This is a genomic window from Streptomyces sp. ISL-1, assembly GCF_018614585.1.
In the GTDB taxonomy this organism is placed as follows: Bacteria; Actinomycetota; Actinomycetes; order Streptomycetales; family Streptomycetaceae; genus Streptomyces; species Streptomyces maoxianensis.
In genome coordinates this window covers 32,297-44,211 of sequence record NZ_JAGGOI010000041.1, presented here as the reverse complement: position 1 = coordinate 44,211, position 11,915 = coordinate 32,297, and the positions used below count along the sequence as shown (strand labels likewise).

Genomic DNA, 11,915 nt, shown 5'->3' with positions numbered 1-11,915 from the left:
CTTTCGATACAGGCCCTAGTAGAGGGGGCGGTCCCGCTCCTCGCCGACCACCGGGGCCGACGGCGGCACGACCACGCGCCGGCGCCTGGCGATGCTGGCGAAGGTGGCGACGCCGATGATGCCCACGGCCATCAGGATCAGGCCGATGACGTCGAGGTTGGCGCCCTTCACCTCCCAGTCGGTGGCGAATGTGAGGATCGCCCCGACCGCGATCAGGATGATGCATCCTCCCAAGCCCATGCCTCTCCCCTTCCCTGCGTGTTCCGTGCGTGATGTTCACTGACCGCGTCCGGGTACCCCTGTCCGGACCGGCCATGCCTGCGGAGCGGGTCTGACCTGGATGGCGACCAGGGGCGCCCCTGCCCGGACAGGCCGTATCCACGGCCCCGGCCCGCCTGCGCGCGGTCGGCCAGGGCACCCCCTGCCCGGACGGGCCGTGTCTGCGGGCCTGACCTGCCCGTGGCCGGCCGGCCACGGGCACCCCCGCCCGGGACCAGGCCGTATCCAGGGGCCCCGACCCGTTTGCGGGGCTCAGGGGCCCTAGACCGCGACCGGGCCGGCACGCGGCCTCTCCAGGGTGTTCTCGGTGAGTACCTCGCCCCTTCACACCGGCGTCACCACCCCTTCCCTTGCACTCGTTCCTCTAGGAAACTCCGCTCACTCCTGTTTCCTCACAGCAAAGAGGACTCCACACTCATGTCTGAACTCAATCGGCGCCGATTCCTTCAGATCGCAGGCGCGACCGCGGGATTCGCGGCACTGTCAAGCAGCATCGACCGTGCCGCCGCCATCCCCGCCAGCCGACGCTCCGGCACCATCAAGGACGTCGAGCACATCGTCGTGCTGATGCAGGAGAACCGTTCCTTCGACCACTACTTCGGCGCGTTGAAGGGCGTACGAGGATTCGGCGACCCGCGCCCGGTGACGCTGGACAGCGGGAAGTCGGTCTGGCACCAGCAGGACGGCGGCAAGGACGTGCTGCCCTACCACCCGGACGCCGAGAACCTCGGCATGCAGTTCATCGAGGGCCTCAACCACGACTGGGCCGGCGGCCACCAGGCCTTCAATCAGGGCAAGTACGACCAGTGGATTCCCGCCAAGACCGCGGGGGCGATGGCATACCTGACCCGCCAGGACATTCCGTTCCACTATGCGCTCGCCGATGCGTTCACCGTGTGCGACGCCTACCACTGCTCGTTCATCGGAGCCACCGACCCCAACCGCTACTACATGTGGTCGGGCCACACCGGCAACGACGGCAAGGGCCGCGGGCCCGTACTCGGCAACGAGGAGGCCGGGTACGACTGGACCACCTACCCCGAGCGTCTTGAGCAGGCGGGGGTCTCCTGGAAGATCTACCAGGACATCGGCGACGGTCTGGACGCGGCAGGGCACTGGGGCTGGATCGAAGACGCCTACCGCGGTAACTACGGCGACAACTCGCTGCTCTACTTCGACAAGTACCGCAACTCAAAGCCTGGCGATCCGCTCTACGACAGGGCACGCACCGGGACCGACGCGAAGGCCGGCGACGGCTTCTTCGACATCCTCAAGGCCGATGTGAAGGCGGGGCAGCTGCCGCAGATCTCCTATATCGCCGCCCCCGAGGCCTTCTCCGAGCACCCCAACTTCCCCGCGAACTACGGCGCCTGGTACATCTCCCAGGTGCTGGACGCGCTCACCTCCAACCCCGAGGTGTGGAGCAAGACCGCGCTCTTCATCACCTACGACGAGAACGACGGCTACTTCGACCACATCGTTCCGCCGTATCCGCCGACCTCGGCCGCCCAGGGCCTGTCGAGCGTGGACACCACGCTCGACTACTTCGGCGGCAACAGCGGCTACGCCGCCGGAGCATACGGTCTGGGGCAGCGCGTGCCCATGCTCGTCGTCTCCCCCTGGAGCACGGGCGGCTTCGTCTGCTCGGAGGTCTTCGACCACACCTCGATAGTCCGGTTCATGGAGAACCGCTTCGGCGTGAGCGAGCCGAACATCTCGCCGTGGCGGCGCGCAATCTGCGGCGACCTGACGTCCGCGTTCGACTTCGGCCTCAAGAACACCACGCCGGCCGCGCTCCCGGACACCGACGGGTACGAGCCGCCGGACACCGAGCGGCACCCCAGCTATGTACCGAAGCCGCCGGCCAACCCCGTGCTGCCCAAGCAGGAGAGGGGTTCGAGGCCGGCCCGCCCGCTGCGGTACGCACCGCTGGTGGACGGGGCCCAGACGGCCTCGACCGGGCGCTTCACCCTCACCTTCAGCGGTGGCGCGAGAGCGGGAGCGCACTTCCTGGTCACGTCGGCGAACCGTACGGACGGGCCGTGGACGTACACCGCAGCAGCCGGCAAGACCCTCTCCGACACCTGGAACACGGCCTACTCCAAGGGCGTGTACGACCTGTCGGTATACGGCCCGAACGGCTTCCTGCGCACCTTCAAGGGCCCGGGCACAACCCCGGGCCCCGAGGTGACAGCCCGCCACATCGCTTCCATCGGCCGCGTCGAGCTGACCATGACGAATGCGGGCCGCGCCGATTGCCACCTCACGGTGACGAACGCCTACAGCGGGACGACGCAGACGTTCACGGTGCGCGCGGGCGGACGCGTCGTGCACACGGTGGATCTGCGCGGCAGCAAGCGCTGGTACGACCTGAGCGTGGTGTCCGACTCGAACAAGACGTTCCTGCGACGGTTCGCCGGGCACGTCGAGAACGGACAGCCGGGTGTGAGCGACCCGGCGATCATCACCGGCTGACCCACTGACCGGCTGCCGTCCGAGGGGGCCGTCCGCACTGCCGCGGGCGGCCCCCTCGCCTGCTCCGAATGGCGTCCGGGAGCCGCCGATCGACCGACACCTGGCCGGGGATTCGCCGTCAAATACGCGCCCTGACGCTCATTCCGTGATTCCGTCGGACAGTTGAAATCCGACATCTCAGGAGTGCTCTGTGCGCAGTTTCACTGTCACGGCTGTTCTCATCGCCTCGCTCGCCTCGGGCGGTTCCCTCTGGGCGGCCGACCGGTCCGCCTCCAGCTCGCCTGCCGCCGGTGAGGCCAATGGCACCAATGTCCTCGTCGTCGGAATCGACAGTCGTACGGGCTTGTCCGCCCAAGACAAGAAGCGACTGCACGTCGGCGGCAAAGGCTGTGATTGCACGGACGTGATGATGGTCGTTCATATCGCCGAGGACGGCCGTCGGATGAGTGTGGTCTCCATTCCCCGGGATTCCTATGTGGAGTTCGCCGATCACGCACATGCGCGGCATTTCGGGAAAATCAATGGCGCATTTGCGCACGGCGGCGGTGATCTCACGGTACGTACGGTGGAGAAAGCGACCGGGCTGCGTATCGATCACTATCTGGAGACGGACTTCACCGGCTTCGCGGACACCGTGGACCGCCTCGGTGGAGCGAAGGTGTGTACGGACAAGTCCCTGCAAGACCCGGGTTCCGGGCTGGACCTGGCCGCGGGAGCACACCGGCTGAACGGAATCCACGCCCTGCGTTACGTTCGCGCCCGGCACCTCTCGCCACCCGGCGACCTGGGCCGGGTGCGCCGTCAACAGCGTCTGCTCATCGAGATGCTGTCCCGGCTGCGAGCTGAGGGAGCCTTCGCCAACCCGGTCGCCGCAGTTCGCACCGCCCTCAAGCTGCGCACCTCAGTACGCACGGACCCGGACACCAACCTCGCGGACCTGATGAAGCTGGGTTCGCGTCTGCGCGGGCTGGCGGCGGATCAGACGGAGTTCGCGACCGTGCCTATCTCGGAATTCGATCACCGCGTACCGCAGTGGGGCTCCACGCTGCTCTGGGACAAGGACCGCTCCGCCGCCCTGTGGGCCGCCCTGCGTGCGGACCGGCCGATCGTCGGCGACCGCGGGATCCGCCCCAGCATGGACGTCCCGGTCGAGATTGCGCCCGCCTCGCTCCACCTCCGGGTCACGGACCAGGAGGTCGCGAGCGCCCTGCGGGCGAACGGCTTCGTCGTGGAGTACGTCCCGCGCAAGCCCGACGAGCCAGGCCCCGCGGGTCCGACCGTCATCACCTACGACCCGGCCCGGGCCCGCCACGCGCCCACGATCGCAGCCGCGCTCCCCGGCGCCCGCCTGCAACCGGTCGCGGGTCATGGCCAGGTCTTCGACATCGCGGTCGGGTCCGAGGCCACCGCCGTCGTCAAGGTCGTCCATGACCGAAGCAGCGTGGAGGGGGCCCCTGTCCACGGCGACCGACTGCGGTGTACGACTCCGGACGAGCCCGCCGGGTGACCCAAGTGCCGTGCGCTTGCGCCCGGCGGCCGGTCTTTCAGGTCATCTGGAGCACGGCGAGGGTATTGCCGGCCGGGTCCGTGAACCATGCGATGGGCGGGCCCTCCGCACGGAAGACGCCCTTCTCGTCCTGGTCGAAACCGGCGTACCGCTCGAAGGTCACCCCGCGCCGGGCCAGTTCACTCACGGCCTCGTCGATGTCCGGAACCGGGAAGTTGAGCACGGTGAAGGACGCCGCGACATGGTTCGGCTTGGGGTAGAGGAGGATGTCTGCGCCGCCCGCGAGATGCAGCGTCAGCATGCCGCCGGTCGCGTCGGTCTCTTCCGAGACCCGCAGGCCGAGCGTCTGGCCGTAGAACTCCTTCGCCTTCTGCAGATCGTTGACCGCGAAGCCGCTGAAGGCCTTGCTGTTTGCGAGCATGACCGCATTCCTTCCATCGGGACATCGCCGATGCGCCGGCCTGCGGCACCCGGGACCGGTCGCGGCGCGACTGGCGCGACTAGCGCGAGTCGTCGGGCTCGGCGCCGTGCCACACCGTGGTCACGTTGCAGAATTCGCGGATGCCGTGGCCCGACAGCTCCCTGCCGTAACCGGAGCGCTTGACCCCGCCGAAGGGCATTGCCGGGTGGGAGGCCGTCATCCCGTTGAAGAAGACACCGCCCGCCTCGATGCCGCGGATGAACCGCTCGGTCTCCTCGTCGTCGCGCGTCCACACATTGGAACTGAGCCCGAAGGGCGTGTCGTTGGCGACGGCCACCGCCTCGTCGAGGTCGGCCACCCGGTAGACCGTGGCGACCGGGCCGAACGCCTCCTCGTGGTGGATGCGCATGTCGGGGGTGATGCCTTCGAGGACGGTGGGCTCGTAGTACCAGCCCTGGGCCGGCTTCTCCGGGCGCCGGCCTCCGCACCGTGCCGTCGCGCCGCGGCGCAGGGCGTCCTCGACGAGCACCTCGACGTCCGCGCGGCCCTGTTCGCTGGCGAGCGGGCCGACATCGGTGGACTCCTGCATCGGGTCGCCGACGGTCAGCTGTTCCATCCGCGCGGTGAAGCGCTCGCAGAAGTCGTCGTAGACGTCGGCATGGACGATGAACCGCTTGGCGGCGATGCAGGACTGGCCGTTGTTCTGCACCCGGGCGGTCACCGCCGTACCGGCCGCCCGTGCGATGTCGGCGGAAGGCATCACGACGAAGGGGTCGCTGCCGCCGAGCTCCAGCACGGTCTTCTTCACCTCGTCGCCCGCGATGGCGGCGACGGAACGGCCGGCCGGCTCGCTGCCGGTCAGGGTCGCGGCGGCAACCCTGCGGTCACGCAGGATCTTCTCGACCGCGCCCGATCCCACGAGCAGCGTCTGGAAGCAGCCCTCCTCGAACCCCGCGCGCCGGAAGAGCTCCTCCAGGTAGAGAGCCGTCTGCGGCACGTTCGAGGCGTGCTTGAGCAGACCGACGTTGCCGGCCATCAGGGCCGGGGCGGCGAAGCGTACGACCTGCCAGAGCGGGAAGTTCCACGGCATCACGGCGAGGACGACGCCGAGCGGGCGGTAGCGGACGATCGCCCGGGAGGCACCGGAATCCTTCACATCGGCGGCGGAAGGGTGCTCGTCGGCGAGGAGGCTCTCGGCGTGTGCCGCGTACCAGCGCATCGCCTTGGCGCACTTCGCCGCCTCCGCACGAGCTGCGGCGATCGGCTTGCCCATCTCGGTGGTCATGATCCTCGCGATGCCCTCCCGGTCCTCGTCCAGCAGCTGTGCGGCCCGGTTCAGCAGGTCCGCCCGCCGGGCGAAATCCGTGGTGCGGTAGCGAGAGAAGGCGGTCGCCGCGAGCGCGAGCCGCCGGTCGATCTCCTGAGCTCCCAGCGCATCGAATGTCTTGAGCGTCTCACCGGTTGCCGGATTCACGGTGGCGATGGGCATGGGACTGTCCTCCTCGAACTCGGTCCTTCGACATTCGCGCGGTACGGAGGGTCCCGCAACGCGGAACGGAGCCCGAAATCCGGCGGCTGCAGCTACCGGCCTCCGCTCTCCAGCCGCAGCTGGACGTCCTTCTCCTGATCGCCGGCCGCCATGCCCTCTTCGGTCACCTCGAACGCGGCGGCGAGTGCGTCCCTCGTCCGGTCCACCGCCCAGTAGCCGCCCTGCACTCCGACCTGGACGGCGGCGGAGAGCCGCGCGGGCTTGTCCGGGTCGGGCGCGGGCTTGTGCGGAGCGTGTGAGGGCTCCACGTCGAAGGTCGCGGTCCACACGCTCAGATGCGGGTGGGGCGTGTACTGGGGAACGTCATCCTCAGCCCGGTCCGAGGCGAATGACCGTCCCAGTACACGAAAGACGGTGTCGGCGTCCTCCCTCGAGCAACCGCTGAGCGTCACCTCGACCGGCGTTGTGTGCTCCTGTGTGCTGTTCACCCTGGTTCCTGCCTCTCCGAACGCTGTTCATGGGCGCCCGCCGGGGGCCGACGGTGTACCGAGGGTTCCCGGCGGAGGCGATGCCTGCCGCGAAGACCCCGAAACGTGTGCAGGCCGAGCCATCGAGAGCTCCAGGGGCACCATCAGTTGCTCGCCGCGGCGCTTCATCGGCGTGCCTTGCGCCCGGTCATCGCGGAGAGGGCGGGCGAGGGGCAGACGCACTGCACGACCCGGTCAGCGGTCCCGGTGCGCGGGCGCAGAGCCTCCGTGCCGGCCGAGACGACGGCCCGGCCGCGGCCAAGCGGGTCGGAGCCGGTGAGCTGCCGGTTCAGGGGCCATCGGCGGATCGGTTCGAGCACACCCATTCGCTTCCTCCAGCAGACCTGCGCTCTTGGGTCTCGCAGGGGTGTCACCACAAGACTCCCCCGCTGATCGTCGGTGTGCGACCGGGCTTCAGCCGGACGGTTCGTCCGGGACCGGCTGTTCGGGGTGTACGCCGCCACTGCGGGGCGCACCGCGCCGGCCGGCCCCCGTCTCGTCCATGTCGGGGATGCTCTGGTCGGGCTCGTTCGCCTGCTCGGCGAACTCGTCGGGGCCATGTGCGTCGAGCGGGTCGCCGCCCTCCTGCGACTGCTGCTGATCGGGCGGGTCCCGGGGCACTGGGGTGTCGTTGTCGGATTGGTCTTTCGGCCGGTGGCCAGTCATGAGGTCCTCCTCTTCCGCGATGAGTACGGGTGCCCTGCCTGGCGGAAATCAACCCGATGCCCGGCTGTCCGGCGACCCGGCAGGCGGGAAGTGCGCACTGGCGCGGGCCGCGCCCGATCACATGGATGAACGGACATGACTAATCGGGATGAGGGGGGTACGCGTTGAGTCAGCGAACCGGGGAGGACCTACAGAGGAGGACCTGATGTGGACAACCATGTATGTCGTCGGGATCGGGCTGGTCGTGGTGCTGATCTGGCTGGTCTGGTGGGACAGTCGCAGGAAGCGCGCCCAGCCGCCGAGTGTGGACGAACAGCCTCGCCGCCCCAAGCACCGCCCGCACATCGACGAAACCCGCGAGCCCGACGATTTCGGGGCGGAGGGCGAACGTCTTGGCCCGCACGAATTCCACGGGTACGGAAACCTGGGTTCCAGGCCCGCCCGCGAGAACCTGCCGTCACACGATGACGACGGCGGAGGCGGCCGCGGCGGGGCCTGAAACAGCGGCGGACGCGAGAGCTGACCCCCTGCGCCGGATGCTGTGGGCCCGGTCCATCGGGTGAGCCGTGTGTCGGTTAGCTTTCATTCATGACGCAGACGGATGAGTTTGGTGAGGACCTTGCGGATTTCGTCAGACGCGTGGGGGAACTGAGGGCGGCGCGTGGTCTGCCGTTGCAGGAGCAGCACACCCTTCTTGACGCGGCTCTGTTCGAACTCCAGCACGTCGCCGAGAATCTTCTGCCGAGGTACGAGCGGCTGGCGGCGCAGGGCCCGGGCAAAGCCTCCGGGGACCGGGCGGAGGAGCAGCTGCTCAAGGCCGTATTCCAGCTGCTGCCGGTGCCCGTGGCCCTGATCGGCGGTGACACGGTGGTGAGGCGCATGAATCCGGCCGCGACAGAACTGACCGGTGTCCGCGCCGGCCATGCTGCGGGCCGGCCGCTGACGGGCGTGCTGCGCCCGGGCGACCGGGCGGCCCTGCGGTCGCAGGTGGCGGCGGTGGCACGCGGAGAGGGCGACCGCAGCCTGCGGGTGCACCTTCAACAGCGGCCCGGCGAGCCCCTGCTGGCCACCCTCGCCGCTCTCCGTACGCCGAACGAACCACACCCGGCGATCCTGGTGGTGTTCCAGAGCGACGCCGTCCGCACCCGGCGGAAGGGCGGCTCGGCGGCCGGATCGCACCGGCAGTTGCCCGACCTGGCCGAAGCGACCAGGCATGCCGAGCTGATGGACCTCCTCGACAGCATGACCACCGCTCTGCTGAGCGGGCCGGTCGCGGACCCGGAGGGCACCCTCGCGACGGCCGCCCCGGTGCTGGACGGCCGGTTCGCGGACTGGGTGATCGCCGACCTGTTCGCGGACGGCCCGCCCAGACGCACGACGGTGCTCGGCCCCGCCGGAGCCGGAAGTGCCGGGGCCCACGCGCTGCTGAAGAAGATCACGGATCAGGACCCGGCGGACTGCCCCCTGGTGGTGGAGACCGCGCGCAGCGGGTCGGTGGCGCTCCAGGTACGGCCGGATGACCCCGAATGCTTCGGCCGCGACGACACCGGCACCTCGGTCCTCCTCCAGGCCGAGGTGACGTCCCTGCTCTGTTTGCCGCTGCGCGGCCCCCGGGACGGCGACCCCGTACTCGGCGTACTGACGCTCTTCCGGACCGGCACGAGACTCGCCTTCTCCCTGGCCGAGGCCCGTGTCATCGATGTTCTCTCCCACCATGTCGCCCTGGCGATGCGAAGACCCGGCTGACTCCGGGATCCGCATGGGCTCGCGGGCAGGGCTGCCCAGGGGGAGGATGGCGCTGGGGGTGAGGCGGCGCGTGTCGGGTGTTTCTGCCCAGTGATGCTCTCCTTCGATCGGGACACTGAGTGAGATGGACAAGAAATCAGCGGCGGTATCGTCCGCAGGTGTGACATCGAGCCATGAGGTGTTCGGCGCCCCGTGCTGGATCACTCTGATGGCGCGCAACATGCGGGACGCGCAGGATTTCTACGGCGCGGTCCTCGGGTGGCGGTTTCGGCGGGCAAGACTTGGCGCCGAGGGCACCGAGTTCAGCCTCGCCCTGTCCGACGGCGCGCCGGTCGCCGGTATCGGTGTGGTCGACGCCGCCCTGCAGGCCCCGGGCGGCTGGACTCCGTACTTCGCGGTCGCCAACGCGGATGAGACAGCGGCGCGTATCCGGGAGCGCAGCGCCACGGTCGCAGTGGGGCCGCTCAACCTGTCAGTGGGCCGCGCCGCGCTGGCGGCGGACCGGGACGGCGCGGTCTTCGGCATCTGGGAGGGAGAACTCATCCCCGACTGGCTGACCTGGCGCAAGAGCGCGCCCGCGTGGGTGCACCTGCGAACCCGGAACGCCTTCGAAGCCGCGATCTTCTACGGAGAAGTCTTCGACTGGGCGTCCGACAAGACAGGCTGCTGCCAGGTCGACTACGAAGAGGACGAGGTCGTGCTGCGCCACGAGGGGCAGATGGTCGCACGTCTGAGCTCCGGCGCGGCGGAAGCTGCTCCGGACCCCATGATCCTGCCGCGCTGGCATGTCTACTTCCCGGTCGCCGATGTGGAGACGACCGTCCAGGCGGCGCGGCACAACGGCGGCGAGGTGCTGGCCCGTCGCTCCACGGACCATGGGTCGGAGGCGACGCTGCGCGACTCCGAGGGCGCGATGTTCACCGTCACCACCAGGGGCTAACGGCCTCAGTAGTCGCCTGTGGTCGTCTGTGTTCGTCGGTGGATGTCTGTGGTCGTCGGTGGTTGTCGTGTGTTGCCTTCCGGCCTTGCCGCGCGGCAGCGCCTGAATTCCGCCAATCCGGCGGGGCGGCGCGCGGCAGCACCGGGCGCCGCCCAGCCGCTCATCCCAGCGAGAGGCGAGCCGACCGGGATGCCGCGCGCCGTTACCGGCCGGACGACTTCCTGGCCTGCTTGGCGGCCCTCTCCTGAGCCTTGCCCCGCATCTGCTCGGCGCGGCCCTCGGCCCGCATCCGGTCATTGTCCAGGGCTATGCCATTGGCTTCGGTCATCTTGCCCTTGAGCTGCCTGGCCTTGGCCTTGAAGGTTTCCTTCGCGCTGCCCATGCCCTTCTTCCTTTCAACCACCGCCGCCGGGGCGTCGGCTACTGCTGCCTGGTCAGAGCCATAACCACCTCATGAGCACTGCGGTACTTCCCCTGCGCCGGCAGCTCGCTGACCAGATCGACGAGTCGGTCGGGGGCGTGGTGGCGCTTCAAGTCCGCCAACAGCTCCCGTGGCGGGGCGGGGAATGCTGTCCGGCTCAGGTACCTGGCCAGCTCGGTACCCATTTCATCCTCGGGCCGGAGTGAGCCGCGAGTGGGCACCGGCCGCAGGGCGACATCCGGGTCGTCGTCCGCGGGGGGCTCGGGGTCGTGCCACTCCTCTACCCGGGTGGGGTGTCCTGACCGGAGCAGCCCCTGCAGTTCATGCTTCATCTCTTCGTCCCTGCGGGCGCTGAGACGGTCGCTGCCTCGCTGCATGTTTCCCTCCTGGAGGCTGGGGACTGGTCGCGTACCCGATCTGCCACACGTAACACGGCGAAGCGAGGCATTTCGAGCGAGTGCGCATGTTTCCGTGGCGCGGAGGCGGGCAGATGCGCCGTGTGCTTCGGACAGGAGGCACGCCCGTGGGAGCCGAAGGCTCCGGGCGTGCCCTGCCCGCTCGGTCTCCCACGGTGAGTGCAAGCCCCACAGGCGAAACAGACCACTCAGGGAGCTCCGAGCATCATGCGCACCTACGCACCCTCCAAGCACCCGCACTCCGATGCCCCCGACACCGCGAGCGCCTTCCGCAGGATGGCCGCTCTGCCCGACGGGCCCGAGCGTGACCAGGTCCGTCAGGAAGTCATCTGTGCCTGGCTGCCCATGGCAGATCGGCTCGCCGGCCGCTTCCGCAACCGGGGAGAGAACATCGAAGACCTCAAGCAGGTCGCGGCTCTCGGCCTGGTGAAGGCCGTCGACGGCTACGACCCCGCCCGCGGCAACGCATTTGAGAGCTACGCCGTGCCGACCGTGGTGGGCGAGGTCAAGCGCCACTTCCGGGATCACATGTGGACCCTCCATGTGCCCCGCCGGGTCCAGGACCTGCGAAACCGGGTCCGGTTCGCCCGCCAGGACCTCTCCCAGACGATCCCCGGCCGCGCCCCCACCAACGCCGAGATCGGGGAGCACACCGGCATGACGGAGGAGGAGGTGCGGGCGGGGCTGGACGCGCTCGACAGCTTTACCGCGCTCTCCCTCGACGCCGAGCTGCCCGGCTCGGACGACGGTTACGCGCTGCGCGACACGCTCGGCACCGCCGACCCGGCGCTCGACGTTGTCGTCGACCGGGAAGCGGTCAAGCCAGGGCTGAGCCGACTGCCCGAACGCGAGCAGCACATCCTCTACCTGCGATTCTTCCGCGACATGACGCAGAGCAGCATCGCCAGGAGCCTCGGCATATCGCAGATGCACGTGTCGCGGCTGATCAGCCGCTGCTGCGACAACCTGCGAGAACAGGTCATGCAGGACGCCGCGTAGCGGGGCGGGGGTTTCCCGGCAAACAGGAC

At 69.2% G+C, this 11,915-nt stretch carries 14 protein-coding genes; 6 read left to right on the top strand and 8 right to left on the bottom strand.

Annotated elements, in window-relative coordinates; translation table 11 throughout:
* Nucleotides 1-15 precede the first annotated feature (15 nt).
* Nucleotides 16-240, bottom strand: a complete 225-nt coding sequence (locus tag J7E87_RS28550) for a DUF6458 family protein (RefSeq protein WP_215097435.1) — start codon at nt 238-240, stop codon at nt 16-18.
* Nucleotides 241-696: 456 nt separating this feature from the next.
* Between J7E87_RS28550 and J7E87_RS28545 the strand changes: the two genes are divergently transcribed.
* Together J7E87_RS28545 and J7E87_RS28540 are read left to right on the top strand one after the other, a co-directional pair.
* Nucleotides 697-2,754 (top strand): phosphocholine-specific phospholipase C, encoded by a 2,058-nt coding sequence (locus J7E87_RS28545; protein ID WP_215097433.1) that lies wholly within the window; start codon nt 697-699, stop codon nt 2,752-2,754.
* A 190-nt stretch (nt 2,755-2,944) separates the two neighbouring features.
* Nucleotides 2,945-4,261 (top strand): LCP family protein, encoded by a 1,317-nt coding sequence (locus tag J7E87_RS28540; protein ID WP_215097432.1) that lies wholly within the window; start codon nt 2,945-2,947, stop codon nt 4,259-4,261.
* A gap of 37 nt (nt 4,262-4,298) precedes the next feature.
* Here J7E87_RS28540 and J7E87_RS28535 read toward each other — a convergent pair whose 3' ends face one another.
* From J7E87_RS28535 to J7E87_RS28515, 5 genes are all read right to left on the bottom strand, one after another.
* Nucleotides 4,299-4,682, bottom strand: coding sequence for a VOC family protein (locus tag J7E87_RS28535; protein ID WP_215097431.1), 384 nt, complete (start codon nt 4,680-4,682; stop codon nt 4,299-4,301).
* 79 nt (nt 4,683-4,761) lie between these two features.
* Nucleotides 4,762-6,171 carry an NADP-dependent succinic semialdehyde dehydrogenase gene (locus J7E87_RS28530; protein ID WP_215097430.1) on the bottom strand — a complete coding sequence of 470 codons (1,410 nt, stop codon included), beginning with the start codon at nt 6,169-6,171 and terminating at the stop codon, nt 4,762-4,764.
* Nucleotides 6,172-6,263: 92 nt separating this feature from the next.
* A complete protein-coding gene (locus J7E87_RS28525) occupies nt 6,264-6,659 on the bottom strand; it encodes a hypothetical protein (protein WP_215097429.1) in 396 nt (131 codons plus the stop codon).
* A gap of 164 nt (nt 6,660-6,823) precedes the next feature.
* Nucleotides 6,824-7,024: a hypothetical protein gene (locus J7E87_RS28520; protein WP_215097428.1), complete on the bottom strand. Its 201-nt coding sequence runs from the start codon at nt 7,022-7,024 to the stop codon at nt 6,824-6,826.
* An 88-nt stretch (nt 7,025-7,112) separates the two neighbouring features.
* Entirely contained in the window at nt 7,113-7,364 is a 252-nt protein-coding gene (locus J7E87_RS28515; protein WP_215097427.1) for a hypothetical protein, read from the bottom strand.
* A 205-nt stretch (nt 7,365-7,569) separates the two neighbouring features.
* Here J7E87_RS28515 and J7E87_RS28510 point away from each other — a divergent pair, with 205 nt between their 5' ends.
* From J7E87_RS28510 to J7E87_RS28500, 3 genes are all read left to right on the top strand, one after another.
* On the top strand, nt 7,570-7,863 hold the full coding sequence (locus J7E87_RS28510) for a DUF6479 family protein (RefSeq protein ID WP_215097426.1): 294 nt from the start codon (nt 7,570-7,572) through the stop codon (nt 7,861-7,863).
* 89 nt (nt 7,864-7,952) lie between these two features.
* The gene (locus J7E87_RS28505; RefSeq protein ID WP_215097425.1) at nt 7,953-9,110 is read left to right on the top strand and encodes a PAS domain-containing protein; all 1,158 of its coding nucleotides are present in this window, start codon (nt 7,953-7,955) and stop codon (nt 9,108-9,110) included.
* Nucleotides 9,111-9,234: 124 nt separating this feature from the next.
* A complete protein-coding gene (locus tag J7E87_RS28500) occupies nt 9,235-10,050 on the top strand; it encodes a VOC family protein (protein ID WP_215097424.1) in 816 nt (271 codons plus the stop codon).
* 202 nt (nt 10,051-10,252) lie between these two features.
* Here J7E87_RS28500 and J7E87_RS28495 read toward each other — a convergent pair whose 3' ends face one another.
* Both J7E87_RS28495 and J7E87_RS28490 read right to left on the bottom strand, forming a co-directional pair.
* On the bottom strand, nt 10,253-10,432 hold the full coding sequence (locus J7E87_RS28495) for a CsbD family protein (RefSeq protein ID WP_215097423.1): 180 nt from the start codon (nt 10,430-10,432) through the stop codon (nt 10,253-10,255).
* A gap of 38 nt (nt 10,433-10,470) precedes the next feature.
* The gene (locus tag J7E87_RS28490; RefSeq protein ID WP_215097422.1) at nt 10,471-10,848 is read right to left on the bottom strand and encodes a DUF2795 domain-containing protein; all 378 of its coding nucleotides are present in this window, start codon (nt 10,846-10,848) and stop codon (nt 10,471-10,473) included.
* A 246-nt stretch (nt 10,849-11,094) separates the two neighbouring features.
* Between J7E87_RS28490 and J7E87_RS28485 the strand changes: the two genes are divergently transcribed.
* On the top strand, nt 11,095-11,886 hold the full coding sequence (locus tag J7E87_RS28485; protein WP_215097421.1) for an RNA polymerase sigma factor SigF: 792 nt from the start codon (nt 11,095-11,097) through the stop codon (nt 11,884-11,886).
* Nucleotides 11,887-11,915: the final 29 nt, after the last annotated feature.